Annotated in this window: 15 protein-coding genes; 4 read left to right on the top strand and 11 right to left on the bottom strand. The window is 72.2% G+C overall.

Annotation, left to right across the window (positions count from 1 at the left end; all coding sequences use genetic code 11):
* Positions 1 to 6: 6 nt before the first annotated feature.
* From G6R24_RS24405 to G6R24_RS05140, 6 genes are all read right to left on the bottom strand, one after another.
* Positions 7 to 1842, bottom strand: coding sequence for a hypothetical protein (locus G6R24_RS24405; protein ID WP_338084410.1), 1836 nt, complete (start codon positions 1840 to 1842; stop codon positions 7 to 9).
* Between the two features lie 611 nt (positions 1843 to 2453).
* Positions 2454 to 3668: a pyridoxal phosphate-dependent aminotransferase gene (locus tag G6R24_RS05120; protein ID WP_163548010.1), complete on the bottom strand. Its 1215-nt coding sequence runs from the start codon at positions 3666 to 3668 to the stop codon at positions 2454 to 2456.
* A gap of 5 nt (positions 3669 to 3673) precedes the next feature.
* The gene (locus G6R24_RS05125) at positions 3674 to 4555 is read right to left on the bottom strand and encodes a metal ABC transporter permease (protein ID WP_163548011.1); all 882 of its coding nucleotides are present in this window, start codon (positions 4553 to 4555) and stop codon (positions 3674 to 3676) included.
* Entirely contained in the window at positions 4552 to 5421 is an 870-nt protein-coding gene (locus tag G6R24_RS05130; RefSeq protein ID WP_163548012.1) for a metal ABC transporter permease, read from the bottom strand. The genes G6R24_RS05125 and G6R24_RS05130 overlap by 4 nt, the downstream gene beginning before the upstream one ends.
* Positions 5421 to 6185: a metal ABC transporter ATP-binding protein gene (locus G6R24_RS05135; RefSeq protein WP_163548013.1), complete on the bottom strand. Its 765-nt coding sequence runs from the start codon at positions 6183 to 6185 to the stop codon at positions 5421 to 5423. The genes G6R24_RS05130 and G6R24_RS05135 overlap by 1 nt, the downstream gene beginning before the upstream one ends.
* A gap of 117 nt (positions 6186 to 6302) precedes the next feature.
* Positions 6303 to 7043, bottom strand: a complete 741-nt coding sequence (locus G6R24_RS05140; RefSeq protein ID WP_175084909.1) for a DUF2470 domain-containing protein — start codon at positions 7041 to 7043, stop codon at positions 6303 to 6305.
* Between the two features lie 349 nt (positions 7044 to 7392).
* Here G6R24_RS05140 and G6R24_RS05145 point away from each other — a divergent pair, with 349 nt between their 5' ends.
* A complete protein-coding gene (locus G6R24_RS05145) occupies positions 7393 to 7728 on the top strand; it encodes a type II toxin-antitoxin system VapB family antitoxin (protein ID WP_163548014.1) in 336 nt (111 codons plus the stop codon).
* A 59-nt stretch (positions 7729 to 7787) separates the two neighbouring features.
* On the opposite strand, the gene G6R24_RS23605 is transcribed toward G6R24_RS05145, so the two are convergent.
* Together G6R24_RS23605 and G6R24_RS05155 are read right to left on the bottom strand one after the other, a co-directional pair.
* Positions 7788 to 7952: a hypothetical protein gene (locus G6R24_RS23605; RefSeq protein ID WP_338083967.1), complete on the bottom strand. Its 165-nt coding sequence runs from the start codon at positions 7950 to 7952 to the stop codon at positions 7788 to 7790.
* Positions 7953 to 8265: 313 nt separating this feature from the next.
* Positions 8266 to 8910, bottom strand: coding sequence for a response regulator (locus G6R24_RS05155; RefSeq protein ID WP_163548016.1), 645 nt, complete (start codon positions 8908 to 8910; stop codon positions 8266 to 8268).
* A 99-nt stretch (positions 8911 to 9009) separates the two neighbouring features.
* On the opposite strand from G6R24_RS05155, the gene G6R24_RS05160 reads away from it, so the two are divergent.
* The 3 genes from G6R24_RS05160 (at position 9010) to G6R24_RS05170 (ending at position 12403) form a co-directional block, all read left to right on the top strand.
* A complete protein-coding gene (locus tag G6R24_RS05160; RefSeq protein WP_225438137.1) occupies positions 9010 to 9672 on the top strand; it encodes a hypothetical protein in 663 nt (220 codons plus the stop codon).
* A gap of 235 nt (positions 9673 to 9907) precedes the next feature.
* The gene (locus tag G6R24_RS05165) at positions 9908 to 10669 is read left to right on the top strand and encodes a YcnI family copper-binding membrane protein (RefSeq protein ID WP_163548018.1); all 762 of its coding nucleotides are present in this window, start codon (positions 9908 to 9910) and stop codon (positions 10667 to 10669) included.
* A 6-nt stretch (positions 10670 to 10675) separates the two neighbouring features.
* Complete coding sequence (locus tag G6R24_RS05170; protein ID WP_163548019.1) at positions 10676 to 12403, top strand: copper resistance CopC/CopD family protein; 1728 nt, start codon at positions 10676 to 10678, stop codon at positions 12401 to 12403.
* Between the two features lie 28 nt (positions 12404 to 12431).
* Here the strand turns inward: G6R24_RS05170 and G6R24_RS05175 are convergent, their stop codons facing one another.
* The 3 genes from G6R24_RS05175 to mscL form a co-directional block, all read right to left on the bottom strand.
* Entirely contained in the window at positions 12432 to 14066 is a 1635-nt protein-coding gene (locus G6R24_RS05175; protein ID WP_163548020.1) for an RNA polymerase sigma factor, read from the bottom strand.
* Between the two features lie 406 nt (positions 14067 to 14472).
* Entirely contained in the window at positions 14473 to 15612 is a 1140-nt protein-coding gene (locus G6R24_RS05180; protein ID WP_420811358.1) for a S1C family serine protease, read from the bottom strand.
* A 590-nt stretch (positions 15613 to 16202) separates the two neighbouring features.
* Entirely contained in the window at positions 16203 to 16598 is a 396-nt protein-coding gene (mscL, locus tag G6R24_RS05185) for a large conductance mechanosensitive channel protein MscL (RefSeq protein WP_163548022.1), read from the bottom strand.
* Between the last annotated feature and the right edge of the window lie 121 nt (positions 16599 to 16719).

Genomic DNA, 16719 nt, shown 5'->3' on the forward strand with positions numbered 1-16719 from the left:
TTTCCCCTATCTTCGCGCGTGGATTGGCCAACTGTCGCGTTCCACCGGCCGATGTGGGGCATCGGCCCGCGCCGTGGCCGGGCAGCGACGTAGACCGTACAGAGTTCCGGTGAGTTCGAAGACCTGGCTGGACGTCGTGCACCAGCCGTCCCGGCGCAGCTGGGCGAGCGCCGCCGGGGCGCCCCGGCGGTCGTAGGCAAGCACGAACACCAGCACCCCACCGGACGGAGGCCGCCGACCCCGCACCGCGGCGGCCACATCCCCCGAGCCAAGGACCCCCGCCCGACTGGCCGCGCCGCCCGCACCGGCCGTGCCGGTACCGCCGCCGATCGTGGTCAGAAAGATCGTCGCGGATCGCGGGACGCGCTGGGCGCGCGTCCCGCCGGTGTCATCGCTGAGTTCCATGCCGTACAGCCACCCGGCCCGCGCGAGCCGGCCACCGACGATCACCGTGTCGCCGGGCCGGTACTGCGCCCGAGCCGCGACGGTCACCGCCACCATCGCGTCGATCGGACGGACGGCCCCACGCTCACGCCACAACCGACCGAGTCCCCCTGCGGCGCTCACCGGCGTCGCCACCACCCCGGCCAGGCACACGACGATCGCCGCGACCATGGCCGCGCGCACGGGCAGAGCCCGAGGGCCGATCCGGGCCGCGCCGCCGTGCTGCCGGTCCAGGCTGTCGTGCCCGTCCAGGCTGTCGTGTCGGTCCAGGCTGTCGTGTCGGTCCAGGCTGTCGTGTCGGTCCAGGCTGTCGTGTCGGTCCAGGCTGTCGTGTCGGTCCAGGCTGTCGTGTCGGCCGGTGACGATCCGGCGGGCCGTGGCCAGCAGCTCGTCCGCGCCGGCCGCGGCGACGATCACCAGCAGGGGGACGAGGAAGAGGTTCGTCCGGCAGGCACCGAACGGCCAGTACCGGGCGCCGCTGGCCGCCAGCACGAGCGACTCCGCACCGCCGAGCGCACCCAGCAGCGTCGCGCCGCCCGGACGCCGCCACAGCACCCGCACCCCGACCAGGACGGCCACCGTGGTCGCGGCGCCCAGCACCGTCGTCACCACGCGATGCCCCTCGACCAGGGAGTGCACCAGATTGGGGTCGTACCGGTCGATGCCGGGCGGGGTGCCACCGAGTGTCGCGAGCACCTGATCGGCGACGAAGCGCAGACCATCGACCACGCCACGTCCGGCCAGGAACTGGTCGTCCCAGAAGTGGCTCACCCGCTGCCCCGACTGGTGCCCGACGAAGAGTTTCACGTGGATCGCGGCGATGACCAGCGCGGGCGATGACCGCCAGGCGCCGCCACGCTCCCGGCGGACGTCCCGGACGACCAGGGGCAGCAGCACGAACACCGCCGGCAGCGAGAGCAGCGTCAGCGCGCCGGCAAGCGTCCGGTCGCGCAGCCGGTGCCCGGACGCCGTCCACAGCGCGAGGACGGCGAGGGTGACGACCGCGTCCAGCACGTACGGCTTGAGCTGGGTGCCCGAGTCGACCACCGTGACACTGCCCGCGACCGCCACGGCGGCGCCGAGGGCCGCGACCATCCCGGTGAACCGGCGGCTGGTCAGGTAGGTGCCCGCGGCCAGCACCGGCAGCCAGAGCGTCGCCCCGACCAGCCGCAGTGACCAGGCGTGCCAGCCCAGGACCTCCCCGGCGAGCCGGGTCAGCGCGATCGCGCCGAGCGAGGACGGTGCGTTCGCCACCTGGAGCTCTGACCAGAACGTGCCGGACGGCTCCCCCGCGAAGTGCGGCCGCCAGAGTTCGTCGTACCACAATGGTCGGCCAATTCTGGTGTGCAGTGCGACGTCCATCCCGACCATGGCGCCCGCCAGTACGAGCGCCAGCACGACGTCCCGTCGATGACGTTCAGCCACGCGCACCGGCCGGCCGCGCCACGAGCCGTCGCTCCTGTCGGCCCTGACGCCTCCTTCGGCCGCCTCGGGCCCCGTTCCACGCGATTCGTCCACAGGTTTTCCACAGAACACTCGATTCCTGTGGATGAAGCTGTGGATAACTCGGATGGCTCGTGGGCGGTGCGTCGCCGCCGAACCGCCCACGAGGGGTGCCGCGCCCGGGGCCTCAGGGGAGCGATCCGCGCCGGGAGACGACCGCGGCGGGTCCTGGCGCGGCAGGATGGTGGGGGCCGAAGCCGAGGTCGGGGGTGCGGCGGACAGCGATGGCTTCGGCGCGGGGGAGCCACCTTCGTTCATCCCGGTTCACCTCCTGCTCGCTCCGCGGCGGCCGTCGCACAGCGCGACGCACAACGATCCGGGCGTTCCGCCGGTCGTCGTGAATCCTGCCGGATCGCTCCCGCGACACGGCGCCGCCCCCCGACCCGCGGTCACATCGCGTGACGGCATCCGGGGGTGCGGCGAGCGTGCAGGGTGCACAGGGGTCGCCCGCGCTGACGGATCCTCGTCCGCGGCTGGTCGCTGGGCGTGGTGGCGGCCGGGGGCGGTCAGCGCTGTTTGTAGTAGGCGAGGAAGCGGTCGATCCGGCCGACGGCGTCGGTGAGGTCGGCGACCGAGGGAAGGGTCACGATCCGGACGTGGTCGGGGCGCGGCCAGTTGAAGCCGGAGCCCTGCACCAGCAGGATGTTCTCCGCGGCCAGCAGGTCGAAGACGAACTGTTCGTCGTCGTCGATGGGGTAGACGTCCGGATCGAGGCGGGGGAAGGCGTAGAGGGCGCCGCGCGGTGGCACGCAGGTCACCCCGGGGATGGCGCTCAGCAGCCGGATGACGGTGTCGCGCTGTTCACGCAGCCGCCCGCCGGGCAGCACGAGGTCGCCGGCTCCGCCGTCCTCCGTCAGCGCCGCGACCACGGCGTACTGGCCGGGGACGTTCGCGCACAGACGCATGTTCGCGAGGATGTTGAGGCCCTCGATGTACGAGGTGGCCCGCTCGCGTGGGCCGGACAGGACCATCCAGCCGGCGCGGAAGCCGGCGAGCCGGTAGGCCTTCGACAGGCCGTTGAAGGTCATGCACACGAGGTCGGGCGCCAGCGACGCGGTGGAGAGGTGTTCGACGTCGTCGTAGAGGATGCGGTCGTAGATCTCGTCGGAGAGCAGCATCAGCTCATGGCGGCGGGCGATCTCGATGATGCCCTCGAGCGTGGCCCGGTCGTAGACGGCACCGGTCGGGTTGTTCGGGTTGATCACCACGATGGCCCGGGTGCGCGGGGTGACCTTGCGGGCGATGTCGGCGAGGTCGGGCGCCCAGTCGGCGGACTCGTCGCACAGGTAGTGCACCGGCCGCCCACCACAGAGGCTGGCCACCGCCGTCCACAGGGGGTAGTCGGGCGCGGGCACGAGGACCTCGTCGCCGTTGTTGAGCAGCGCCTGCAACGACATCATGATCATCTCGGAGACGCCGTTGCCGAGGTACACGCTGTCCGGGTTGATCCCGCGGATGCCCTTGCGCAGGTGGTAGCGCACGACGGCCTCGCGCGCGGCGATCAGACCCTTGGAGTCGCTGTAGCCCTGGGCGTCCGCCAGATGTGCCATGACGGCCTGGAGTACCTCCGGCGGTGCGGAGAAGCCGAACGGCGCGGGGTTGCCGATGTTCAGCTTGAGGATGCGCGCACCGGCCGCTTCCAACCGGGTCGCCTCGTCGAGGACCGGCCCGCGGACGTCATAGCAGACGTCGGCGAGCTTGTCGGACTGGGAGAACTCCATATCTACTAAGAGTAGGTGGGGCGTCCAACAGATTTCTCCTGGGCCGCCGGTCGCATCGCCGACTCACCCCTGGGGAGGGACCGCGCCACCAGGGAAACCGTGAAGAACGCCGCCACCGTCAGCACGATCGCCCCGCCCGCGGCCACGTTCCACTGCTCACTGACGGCAAGGCCGACCACCCCGGAGAGCACGCCGATCACCATCGCCACCGCGGTCATCGTCCCGGCGCCGGAGCACCACAGCCGGGCGGTGGCGGCCGGCCCGACGATCAGCGCCACCGCCATGATCGTGCCGACGGCCGGCAGCGACGTCACCACGGTCGCCTCGATCATCAGCAGCAGGACGAGATCCAGCGCCCGGACGGGGTAACCGGCGGCCGCGAGCGCACCCGGGTCGAACGCGCCCAGCAGCAGCTCCTTGCGCAGCCCGGCGAGCAGCCCCAGGACGCACACCGTGGTCACCGCCGTGGCGACGATGTCGCTCGGGGAGACCGTGAGCACCGAGCCGACCAGAAACGCGGTCAGGTCACGGCTGAACCCGTCGCGGGTGGACATCAACGCGAGCCCCAGCGCGAAACCGCCGGCGAGCACGACCGCGGTGACGCTGCTCGTCTCCCGGCCGCGACCGGCCCCACGCGTCCCCGTCAGCATCGCGACGACCGCGACGACCAGGACACCGAACAGCCCCGCGCCGAGCACCAGCCCGATACCGAGCAGCGAGGCCAGCACCACCCCGGGGAAGGTCGCGTGGGTCAGGGCCGTGGTGAGGAACGCCAGCCGCCGCAGCACCACCTGGACGCCCACCGCACCACACAGCACCCCGAGCAGCACGACCTCGAGCAACGCCCGCCGCACATAGCCGTCACCGAGCGAACCGAACAGCGTCATCGGGTCGCCGTCGCCGGCCGGGCCAGCGCGCGGTGGGCGACCCGGCCGAGCAGGGCCAGGGCGTAGCCGGCGACCAGCACCAGCACGATCGTCGCGCCAGCGGACAGCCGCACCCCGTGGTCGATCGAGGCCGAGTAGCTGGCGGCCAGCCCCCACCAGGCGCCGAGCAGGCCAAGCCCCATCGCGACCGCGACGATGACGGGCAGCCGATCGGAGACCAGCCGGGCCGTCGCCGCGGGTACCACCAGCATGGCGATGACGAGCACCGTGCCGACCGCCTGCACGGCGGCGACCACCACCAGCGCGATCAGCATGTTCCCGACCAGGTCAAGCAGGGTGATCCGGTAGCCGGCGGCCCGGGCCCACTCGCGGTCGAACGCGCCGGCGAGCAGGGGACGTCCGAGTGCGAGCAGAACCAGTACGGCGAGCACCGCCACCGCGGCGGTGACCAGGATGTCGGACCGGTCGATCGTCAGGATGTGGCCGAACAGGAACGCGGTGAGGTCGGCGGTGTAGGAGCGCTGCCGGGAGACCAGCACGACACCGAGGGCGAAGAACGAGGTCAGCAGCACGGCGAGGGTCGCGTCGTCGCTGACCCGGTCGGTCGAGGTGACCAGGGTGAACAGCCCGGCGGCGAGCACCGCGCAGACCAGCGCCCCGGGCACGATCCCGGACTGCCCGGACACCAGGAAGCCGATCACCACACCGGGGAAGACCGTGTGGGTGATCGCGTCGGCCAGGAAGGCGAGGCGCCGCACCAGCACGTACACCCCGACCGCGCCGCACAGCGCACCGAGGATCAAGCCCTCCACCAGCGCCCGAGCCATGTAGGGCGCGCCGAACGGCTCGATCAGCAGATCGGTCATCACCGGGCCAGGATCAGGCCGTGATCGGCGAGTTCGAGGGCGGCGCCACCGTAGGCCTGGCGCAGCAGCGGCGGGGTGAGCACGTCGGCCGGCGGGCCGAAGGCGAACTGGCGCCGGTTGAGCAGGCAGACCCGATCGCAGGCCGACTGCGCGAGGGTCAGGTCATGTGTGGAGATGATCACTGCGGCGCCGCGGGCGGTCAGCTCCCGCACCGCGCCCAGCAGGGCCTCCTGGGAGACGACATCCACTCCGTTGAAGGGTTCGTCGAGCACCAGCACCGCCGGTTCGGACGCGATCGCCCGGGCCAGCAGCACCCGCTGGCGTTGCCCGCCGGAGAGCAGGCCGAACCGGTCGCGCGCGCGGTGCTCGAGGCCGACGGCGGCCAGCGCCGCCGCGGCGGCCGCCCGGTCGGCCCGGCCCGGCGGGCGCAGCCAGCCGATCCGCCGGTAGCGGCCCATCAGGACGACCTGGGCGACCGAGATCGGGAAGTTCGGGTCGAGCGTGTCCGCCTGGGGGACGTAGGCGACCTGGCGACGGGCCTGTGCGGGCGGGCGGCCCAGCACGACGATCGAACCCGCCACGACCGGGACCAGGCCGAGCACGGCCTTGATCAGGCTGGACTTGCCGGCGCCGTTCGGCCCGACCAGCGCGACGATCTCACCGGGGCGCACCGTGCCGTTGACCTGCTCGACCGCCGGAAACCGGTCGTAGGCGACGCTCGCGTGCGTGAAGACGATCGCGGCATCGTGGACCGGCGGGGGCATGCCGCTAATTGAAAACGGTTGTCGATGCCGGTGTCAAACGCGGCATACGCCAACACCACGGGTGTCGGACCTCGCGGCCCGCACCACCGGTGTCGAAGGATGGTCAGCCGGTCGCGTTCACTCGGCGTCGCGCCCGGCGCGTTCGAGCAGGCGGCGCAGCTCCCGGCCGAGCGAGCGTGGCTCACCGAGCGGCTCGTCGAACACGATCCGCACCGGATGCGCGCCGGTGGTGTCGACGCGCCACAGGTCCATGCCGTAACGGTCGAGGCCGCTGACGTACGCGCCGGCGATGTCCCCGCCGGGGGTGCGGCCGCCGCCGGCGAGCTGACACATCTGCTCGGCGTGGCGGGTGTTGAGGTGATCGATCAGTTCGGGAGCGTACGCGTCGATGAGGTCCGGCTCGGCGAAGGCGTACGTCGCCAGGTCGATACGGCGACCCACCGCCCCGGTCGACCACCGCCGCACCCGCCCGGCCTGGTCGGCCGGCGGCAGGCACAGGACCACCTCGTCCACCGAGACGGCGAGCATCGCGAGCCCGTCGGCGACGGCGTCGATCGGGTCGACGGAGCGGCCCAGATCGGCGAGGCGACTCAGGATCTGGGCGGTGGTGCCGGGCACCACCCGCAACGTGCCGGTGAGGATCAGTCGCTCGCCGAAGTGCCCGGGCACATCCACCCAGCTGCGGCGCCCGCTCTGGGCCGCCTCGGCGATCCGCCCGTCGGCCCGGGCCATCAGCAGTGGCTCTCCGCCGTCGTCGATCATGCCCACCCAGCCGCGGGCCCGCTCGCAGGGCAGCGTGAGCAGTGCGGTGCGCCCGCTGGCGAGGACCGTGCGCGCCCGCCGGGCCAGTACGGTCATATCGTCGTCGCTGTCCACTGCGGTGACGGGGCCTGTCACGCCGATCGGGCTGTTTATGCTCACCAGACCGTCGACGCTCACCAGACCATCGACGCCGACGCCCTCGCCCACCGGGTCTTTCCCGCCCACTAGCGCCTCCATCACAACCCCCCGGCCATCAGGTTAGGCTTACTTAAGTCCTTGTTCGGCTGAGGGTCAAGTACCGCCGCGCCCCGTAGTGCCAGTGGTCGCGCGCATGTGGTCCCGCTGTCCGCGGTTCCCGGTCTGGGCCGACCGGAGTCCTCTCGGTGTCGCGCGGCTTCTAGGCTGTCCTGACGATGGATGTCTCGCCCTCGAGGAGGAGGTGCCGGTGATCTTCAGATTGGTCGGAGATGGTCGCCCGTACCCCGAGCACGGCCTTGGTCAGCGGGACTGGGCGGCCATACCCCCACGCCAGGTCCGGCTCGACCAGCTCGTCACGACGAAACGGGTGCTCGCGCTGGATGTCCTGCTGGACGAGGACTCGACCTTCTACGGCGACCTGTTCCCCCATGCGATCGAGTGGAATGGGGCCCTCTACCTGGAGGACGGTCTGCACCGGGCCGTGCGGGCGGCGTTGCAGCAGCGCACGTCGATCCACGCCCGGGTGTACGTGCACGCGGGTCCTCGGCTCGGCGACACGGCCCGGTCCTCGGTCGCCCGGTAGCCGCGAACGGCCGGTCCGCGGCGCCTCACACCCCTCGCGGCGGTGTGAGGCCGCTCACGTCACTGCGCCCGGTAGGAGACGTAGGCGTTGTCGCCGACCTTGGCGAACACGTAACGCGGGCAGCCCGACGACGGCTTGTAGGCCATGATCGGCCGCCACACGGGGGAGCGCATGACCATCTTCAGTCGCCCACCGGCCGTGGAGATCGCCGTGCCGGCGGTCACCTCCGGTCGATCCAGCCGCTCGTACCACCCACCGCAGTACCGGATTTCACCCGGCCGGGACGTCCAGGCCGGCGTGTGGAAAAACCACAGGAGGTAAGCCGTTCGCATCAGCAGGACGAGTACGGTAAGGATCAACAGCGACCGAATGGTGTTTCCCACTCGTCCGGGCGCGAGAATGGGGCTCACAGAAACGGCAGCCTACGGGTACCCCCGGGTTGTGTGACCATCCACCCTCACTGCGTCGCCGGTCAGCGGTCATCCGTGGTCGGAGCGTCAGTCTGGCCGCCACCCGGCGTCCGGGCAGTCCGGACGGTCAGCCGCGCAGATAGGCGAGGACGGCCAGGACCCGCCGATGGTCCGCGTTGCTCGGCTCCAGACCGAGTTTCGCGAAGACATTGGAGATGTGTTTCTCCACCGCCCCGCCGCTGACCACCAGATGCGTGGCGATGGCGGTGTTCGAACGCCCCTCGGCCATCAGCGTCAGCACCTCGCGTTCGCGCGGGGTGAGGGTGCGCAACGGGTCGTCGCGGCGGTTGCGCACGAGCAGTTGGGCGACGACCTCCGGATCCATGACGGTGCCACCGGCGGCCACCCGGCGCACCGCGTCGACGAACTCCCGCACGTCCGCGACCCGGTCCTTGAGCAGATAGCCGATGGCGCCGGCACCGTCGGCGAGCAGTTCGGCCGCGTACTGCTTCTCGACGTACTGGCTGAGCACCAGCACCGGCGAACCAGGCACCTCGCAGCGCGCGGTGATCGCCGCCCGCAGCCCCTCGTCCCGGTGGGACGGCGGCATCCGCACGTCCACGACCGAGACGTCGGGGCGATGCTCCACCACCGCGGCGACCAGCCCGGGACCGTCGCCGACGGTCGCTACCACCTCGCATCCCGCGTCCGTGAGCAGCCGACGTAGACCTTCACGGAGCAGGACCGAATCCTCGGCGATGACAACTCGCACAGTCGGTGAGCGTACTGGGACGTCTGGCCGACACCGCAGGGTATGGCGGTCTGTCGGACCAGCATGGCAAGCTTGCTCCCTGTGGGGACGGGTTGGTCGGTGAACGGGGGCACGGCGCGCCTCGGTCGTGCCGCCGCGTTCGCCACCTCGTCGGTCAGCCTCGCCTGGGTCGCCCACGCGGTGGGCGGCGGCGGTCGTCCGGGCCTGGTCGTCACGGTCCTCGCCGTCGGGATACTCACCCGGCTCGCCTTCGGTCTCGCCGGTCGTGAGCGTGGGCTGCCGGCGTTGTCGTGCGGTGTCGCCGGTGCTCAGGTGGCACTGCACCTCGCGTTCGGGCTCGTGGCTCCGCACACCCACGCGGTCCAGCCCGCGCTGGGCGATCCCGCCACCGCGGCCGGGACGGCGCCGGGTGGCCTCGGCATGGCCGGGATGGACATGCCGGCGGCGGCGCACGCGGTGTGTCTCGGCCTGTTGACCAGCCGGATGCTGCTCGCGCACGTGCTGGCGGCGCTGCTGGTCGCGGTCCTGCTGCGCCGCGCCGAGCGGGTGCTGTGGTGCGTCGGGAGCCTCGCGTCGGCGTCGCTGGCCCGCGGTCCGTTCGAGCGGATCGCCGGATGGTCGGTGGTGCCGCTGGCCGGGGGAGTCCCGGCCCGCCCACCGGTCCTGCGCGCCGTCAGCCCCTGTCGGGCGCCCCGGGCGCACACCCGGCCGCTGGGGCGCGCCGCCCGCCGCCGTGGCCCGCCCCTGCCAGCCCTGCCGTAGGGGGCGAGAGCTACCGGCGCCCGGCCCGCCATGGCCGGCGCCGCACCCTGACCGCACCTGGCCGCGTCCAGTGGGTGCCGGCGTGTCATACCGGCATGTCCATCGGGTGGATGAGGCTGCGCGGGTGCGCTGTCCGGCCTTTCCCCTCCCTTCGGCGACGTCTCGGTCGCACCTTTTCCGGACTTCCGATCCCCGGGCACCGTCGTGTGCCACGGGGACATTCGAGGGGTTTTCCATGCCTGCAGGTATTTTCCGGCCACGACGTCTCTCCCGGCTGGGTGTGCTGGCCGCGGTCGGCGCGGCCACGCTGGCCGTGGCGGTCACACCGGCCTCGGCGCACGTCTCCGTCGCGCCGGCGACGGCGGCTCCCGGCGCCTACACGACGCTGACGTTCAAGGTGCCCAACGAGCAGGACAGCGCCTCCACGACCAGCCTCGACGTCCAGTTCCCCAGCGAGGCTCCGATCGCCTCGGTCTCGGTGCAGCCGAAGGCCGGCTGGGACTACCGGATCACGAAGTCGAAGCCGGCGCGGCCGCTGCGCTCCGACGACGGCGTGGTCGACGAGGTGGTCAGCCGGATCACCTGGACCGTGGCGCAGGGCAGCCCCGGCATCCGGCCGGGGGAGTTCGACACGTTCAACGTGTCCGCCGGACCGCTGCCGACCACCGCCGGCCCGGTGGCGTTCAAGGCGTTGCAGACCTACTCCAACGGCGAGGTGGTGCGCTGGGTCCAGATCGCCGCGCCGGGCCAGCCCGAACCGGACCTCCCCGCCCCGACGATCACCATCACCGCCGCCTCGGCGCCGGGCACGGGCACGGCGCCCGCCGACACCTCGAGCACCGGTGGCGACACACAGACCAGCACGGCGGCGGCCAGCGGTGGCGACAGTGACGACGGGACGGCCCGGGCGCTCGGCATCGCCGGTGTCGTGCTCGGGCTGATCGCGGTGGCACTGGCCGCGCTCTTCGCCGTCCGCACGTCCCGGCGGCAGGCGTAGTCGTCCATGCGCAGGATCGCGGTGGTGGTCATGGCGCTGGTCGCCCTGGCCACCACATCCATCGGCCTGGGTGTCGGAGTCTCCCCGGCGTCCGCCCATGCCCTGCTCACCGGCACCGATCCGCAGGGCGGCGCGGCGCTGTCCGCACCGCCCGCCCGGGTGACGCTCTCCTTCAGCGAGTCGGTGCGGGTGGCGGGCGACTCGATCCGGGTCCTTGACCGGGCCGGTAACCGGGTTGATCTCGGCCATGCCCAGGGCGGCGCGAAGGCGTCCCAGGCGATGGTGGCGCTGCGCTCCGGGCTGCCGTCGGGTACCTACGTGGCGAGCTGGCGGGTGGTGTCCGCCGACAGCCATCCGGTGTCGGGCGCGTTCGCCTTCGGTGTCGGCGGCCCGCCGGACGCCGGCGCCGCGCGCGCCGAGGGCAGCACATCGGGCTCGGCCGCGGTCGGGTTCCTGTTCGGCGTGGCCCGGTTCGCCGGGTACATCGGCGTCGGTGTGCTGCTGGGCGGCTGCCTGTTCCTGCTGCTGCTGTGGCCGGCGGGGCTTCGGGCCGCCGCCAGCGGACGGTTGCTGGCCACGGCCTGGGGGCTGGCGGTCGCGGCGTCCGTCGGCCAGTTGCTGTTGCAGGGGCCGTACACGTCCGGTCGGGGGCTGGGTGCCCTCGCCGACTGGTCGCGGCTGTCGGCGACGCTGGACGAGCGTTTCGGCCATCTGCTGCTCATCCGGGTGCTCGCCCTGCTGCTGGCCGCGCCGCTGCTGCGTCAGGCGGCCCGGATGGGTCGGCCCGACCTGTGGCGACGCGGTGAACTGGCGGCGCTCGGCCTCGCGGTCGCGGTGAGTCTCGCCGCGATCGGGCACGGCGGTGTCGGCGACCTGGTGGGTCTGTCGGTGGCGAGCCTCACGGTGCACGTCCTGGCGATGTCGGTCTGGCTCGGCGGGCTGGCCGTCATCGTGATCCTGCTGCGGACGGCCTCGGCGGCCGAGATCGGGGCGGTACTGCCCCGGTGGTCCCGGCTCGCGATCGGCGCGGTCGTCGCGATCGTGCTCAGCGGACTCGTGCAGAGCTGGCGGGAGATCGGGTCGTTCGCGGCCATCGTCGACACCAGCTACGGCCGGCTGGTGCTCTACAAGGTCTGGTTCGTTCTGGGCATGCTGGGCGTCGCCGCCCTGGCCCAGCAGTGGGTGCGCCGCAACTACGGCTCCGCCCGGGCTCACCTCGCCGCGACCGCCGACGCCGGTCTCGGTACCGGCCAGGGCGACGGTGCGGCCCCGCGGGCCGACGGGCTGCCGGGGGCCGCGGCGCTGGCCGGGCTACGGCGGGGGGTCGTGGCCGAACTGGCGCTGGCCGCGGTGGTCCTCGGGCTCACGGCCGGCCTGGTCAACATGGTGCCGGCCCGGTCCAGCTACGCGCCGCCGTTCCACGGCGGCGCGTTCGCCGGGCCGATGACGGTGAAGGTGCGGATCGCCCCGACCCGGATCGGTCCGGAGTCCATCGACGTGTACGCCATCGCCGCGACCGGGAAACCGCAACGTCTGGTCGCCGCGCAGGCCCAGCTCTCGCTGCCGGCGAAGAACCTCGGGCCGTTCACGGTGCCGTTGGACCTCGCCGAGACCGGGCACGTGCGCAGCGATGATCTTCAGGCCCCGCTGTCCGGTTCCTGGCAGCTGCGGCTGATCCTGCGGCTCAACGACTTCGACGAGTACACGACCACCCTGGTCTACCGGGTGCGCTGATCCGGAACCTGATGCCGATCGCGGTGGGTCACACCGCGATCGGCGGCTGGACCCGGGCGGGGGAGGTCGGCGCCGCGGGAGTCGCCCCGGTGCCGGCGCCGCCCGTGCCCGATCCGGAGCCCGTCGACCCCGATCCGCCTGTGCCGCCGGACGACGGCGGTGCGGTGGTGGTCGCCGCGGCACCGCCCGAGCCGGCACCGCCCGAGCCGGCACCGCCCGAGCCGGCACCGCCCGAGCCGGCACCGCCCGAGCCGGTGCCGCCGGTGCCGGCGGGCGGGGTCGTCCCGACACCGGGTGTGCTCCTGGTGGTCGGGGTGCCCGGGGTCGGCGCGCCGCTGGTCGACCCGGCACCGATGCCCGGGGTCGGGGTCTGGGTGCCGGTGCCCGTGGGGGTCGAGGTGCCGGGCGAGGGAGGCGAGCCGACGTTGCCGGGTGTCGTGGGGGTGGCTGGCGTCGGCCCGGTGGTGCCCGTCTGGGTGCCGCCGGTGGGGATTCCGACCGAGGTGGACGTCTTCGGTGTCGTCGTCGGGGTGGCCGTGCCGGGGTTCGTGGTGGTGGGGGGACGAACCCCGTTCGACGTCGGCCCGGTCGGTGACGCCGGTGATGCCGGAGCCGAGCCACCGGTATCACCGTTGCCCTGCGCGGAGACCGCGGGTGTGCGGCGGACGTCCCGCGCGACCGGCTCGATGACGTGCGGCACCCGATGGCGTGCCGGGCCGGCCCCACCGGTGTAGGCGCCGGCGACCGTGGCCGCGGCGGTCGGACTGTCACTGTCGGTGCGCCCGCCGGGTGCGGCGGGCGCGGCTGACGGCCGGGTGAAGGCCGGCGGCGTGGGTGGGCTCACCACGGCGATCCGGCTCTCCGAGATGAGCTGCGGTTCGCTGGCGGGCCAGTTCATCGCCGCGGTGAGGCCGACGGCAGCGGCGGCCAGCACGGCGGCGGCTGCCATCGCGGGGCGGGTCCGCCATGGTGCGAGGGGTACGACGGTCGACGGGCCGGCGAACTCGGCGCCGTCCTCGTCCACCCGCATCAGCGGCAGGTCACGCTCCGCGGGTGGCCGTGCCGCCTCGAGCGACGCCGGTTCGTACCGTGGGTGCGAGCCGGTCACCGCAGTGTCGCCATCGGTCATGGCGGGGATCCCTGCCGGTTCGTGACCGGCGGCCGGGGCGCTGTCCGCGGCCGGTGCGTGATCGTGGGCCGGTGTCGCCATGGATCTACCGGCGGCCAGGAAGGCCGAGGCCTCGGCGGCCCGGCGGCTGGCCGCGGCCTCCGCGACGGTGGCCGCCCGGTCGAAGGTGCGGGCCAGGCCCACCCGCAGGCTCGCGGGGGCCGGCACGACCGCGCCGAGCAGCAACTCCTCCGGCGCGACCCCGTGCGGGACCGGGACGCTGCGGGCCTGCGGGGAACCCGACCAGGCCAGGGCACTGCCGCGGGCCAGCTCGAGCAGCCAGGAACGCAGCCGGGCCGGATCGCTCAGGGGGTTGAGTCGGGTGCGTGCGACCAGGGCGAAGGCTGTCCCGGCCGCGGCGCGGGCCACGGTCGGATCCCCCAGGATCAGCAGACACATGGAGAAGACATCGTCCGCGTAGAGATCGTAAAGGTCATCGAAGGCCAGTCGATCACCACTGCGGACACGGGCCACGAGGTCCGCGTCGTCGTCCATATTCTCGCCTCTCCCGGTGGACTAGCGGCGGGCCCGATCAGGGTGGACGACGCTCATGCTAGGAGGCAGCCCGCGGGAACAGGTGAACGTTGTGAGGATTTTGTTGTCGTCGATTCGACACCTGGTATCGCTTGACCACAAAAGGTGTCAGTGTTTTGGGATCTACGTGGCTTTTGTGCAACATGTGCGGCCTGGGCGCGGGGGCGTGGCGACCAACTATCCCGGGGAACTAGTCACAAGTGTGGCAAAAAAGTAGCCCATTGAGGAGATGGGTGATTTTACCTGACTGATCTGGCGCAGGTTGCTGTTCCGAACGGCATCGGCCATTCGTCACCCTGCGCCGAATCGCCCCACGATTAACCCGTCGTCGGTATGTCGGACGGCAAAGCGGGACAGACCGGGATGATCAGGACGTCGGTGGCTGCAGTGCCAGCTTCGCCGTGGTGGTCGTGGACTTGCCGTCCCGGGTGTACGTGACCTCGACGTCGTCCCCGATGCCATGCGAGCGCACGGCGGCGATCAGGGAATCGACGTCGGGGATCGCCCGGTCACCGAGTTTGGTGATCACATCGCCGACGCGCAGGCCGGCGCTTTCCGCCGGACCGCCCGAGACCATTGTCCGAATCTGCGCGCCGGTACCGCTGGCCGCCGTCGACCGGGTGTTCTCGTCCGCGGTGGACGCGGCGACGCCGAGGTAGGGATGCTGCGCCCGACCCGCGGTGATGAGCTGGGTGGCGACCGATTCGGCGTAGTTACCGGGAATGGCGAAGCCGACGCCGATGTTGCCGGACTGCTGGGTACCCCCGAACGGGCTGCTCCCGCCGCCGACCGTCGCGATCGCGCTGTTCACGCCAATGATCTCGCCGCGGCTGTTTACCAGCGGACCGCCGGAGTTACCCGGGTTGATCGGGGCGTCGGTCTGGATCGCGTCCAGAACGGTGTTCTGCTGGTCGCGCACGGTCGAGTCGCCGGTGCGCACGGGACGGTGCACGGCGCTGACAATGCCGGAGGTCACCGTTCCGTTGAGACCGAGTGGGCTGCCGACCGCGACAACGAGTTCGCCGATGTTGAGCGAGTCGGAGTTACCGAAGGTAGCCGCGGTCAGCCCGGAGGCGTTGATCTTGATGATGGCGAGGTCGGAACTCGGGTCGGTCCCCACCACCTGGGCCGAGAAGGTGCGGCCGTCCTGGAGGGTGACCGTCAGGGTGCCACCGTCGGCCGCGCCCGACACGACATGGTTGTTCGTCAGGATGTGACCGTCCGCGCGGATGATCGTGCCGGAACCGGTACCGGACTCGCTGCTGGACTCCTCGGAGATCGTCACCACGCTCGGCAGGATCTTCTTCGCCGCCGCCGAGACGGTGTCCGACGCCGCGGGGGACGTGCCACCCTCGGTGGACGAATTGCGCTCCAGGCCGGCGGTGGTCACCACGGTGCTCCCACCGTCGTCGCCGGCCACCAGCGCCCCGACCGCCCCACCGACACCCGCCGATACCAGCGCGAGGGCGAGCCCCGCCGCCACCAGCCGGCGCCGGCGCAACGCCACCGTGCCACCCCGACCCTGCGGCCCCGACGGATCACCCGTCGGGAGCTGCCCGGTCGGGGGATAGCCGCCACCCACCGGCGCCGCACCCCACTGACTGGTCCACGGCGCCCCGCCACCCGAACCGCCCGCCGGCGGCCCGTACAGCCCGCCGCCCGGCCCGGCCGAGCCGCCCGGCGTCCCACCGGGAAGCGGAGCCGGTGGGCGAGAGCCGCCGGCCCCGGGACTGGCGGGGCCGGCCGGTGATCCCCAGCCCCCCGTCGGCGGACCCGATGGGGGCGGGTAGGGAGCGCCGGGAGGTGTGGAGCTCTCCGCTGGGTGGTAGGGACCGGCCGGGTGCGGCTGTGCTGCCGGCGACCCGAACCCGTCAGCGGCGGGCGGGGCCCAGGGAGACGGCGAGTCGTGCCCGGCGCCGGACCCCTCCCGGCCGCCACCCGGCTGGGCTTCATCGGCGTTGTCGCTGAAGGGGGGACGCGGTGTCATGGTTGGCACTTTCCCTTGCGAGCCTGAGCGATACCTGAATGCCGACCAACGTTCGGGTTAGCGACCGTTCGCGGCGGGGCCGGCGGGCCGTCTCCGGACTGGTCGCGGAGTCAGGCGCCGCTGCGGCGTTCCGCCAGTAGATCACGGATTTCGGTCAGCAGCCGAGCCTCGTCCGTCAGTACGAGGTCCTCCTCCGGGGCCACCTGGCCACGAGCCCGACGCTCGGCGAGTGTCTTCAGCGGCAGGACGACGACGAAGTCGATCACGGCCGCCACCGACAGGAACGCGATGACGCTGTTGATGAACGCGCCGTAACGAAAGATGCTTCCGTTGATCTTGAAGGTCAGATCGGAGAAGTCCGGCTTGCCGAAGATCGCGGCTATCAGCGGCGTGAAGATGTTCGCCACCAGGGACGTGACCACCGCGGTGAACGCGGTGCCGACGACCACGGCGACGGCCAGGTCGACCACGTTTCCGCGCATCAGGAACTGTTTGAAGCCCTTCACTGTGCTCTCCCCCCAGGAGGTTGCTGCATTGTCCCTGCTTGCAGGGATGTCATGGGAGGATATCGACGCACGTTGGGGGGTATCCGGCGAGGCCCGTATGTCCCTGACGGGTCGTTGTCAA

This window comes from Candidatus Frankia nodulisporulans (assembly GCF_902806475.1).
Taxonomy (GTDB): domain Bacteria; phylum Actinomycetota; class Actinomycetes; order Frankiales; family Frankiaceae; genus Frankia; species Frankia umida.

Coding starts and splice junctions, on each gene's coding strand:
- G6R24_RS05140 (WP_175084909.1), bottom strand. CDS start 7,043: ATGACCGTACTGGCCCGGCGGGCGCGCACGGTCCTCGCCAGCGGGCGC.
- G6R24_RS05125 (WP_163548011.1), bottom strand. CDS start 4,555: ATGACGCTGTTCGGTTCGCTCGGTGACGGCTATGTGCGGCGGGCGTTG.
- G6R24_RS05165 (WP_163548018.1), top strand. CDS start 9,908: ATGCCTGCAGGTATTTTCCGGCCACGACGTCTCTCCCGGCTGGGTGTG.
- G6R24_RS05170 (WP_163548019.1), top strand. CDS start 10,676: ATGCGCAGGATCGCGGTGGTGGTCATGGCGCTGGTCGCCCTGGCCACC.
- G6R24_RS05175 (WP_163548020.1), bottom strand. CDS start 14,066: ATGGACGACGACGCGGACCTCGTGGCCCGTGTCCGCAGTGGTGATCGA.
- G6R24_RS05130 (WP_163548012.1), bottom strand. CDS start 5,421: ATGACCGATCTGCTGATCGAGCCGTTCGGCGCGCCCTACATGGCTCGG.
- G6R24_RS05120 (WP_163548010.1), bottom strand. CDS start 3,668: ATGGAGTTCTCCCAGTCCGACAAGCTCGCCGACGTCTGCTATGACGTC.
- G6R24_RS05135 (WP_163548013.1), bottom strand. CDS start 6,185: ATGCCCCCGCCGGTCCACGATGCCGCGATCGTCTTCACGCACGCGAGC.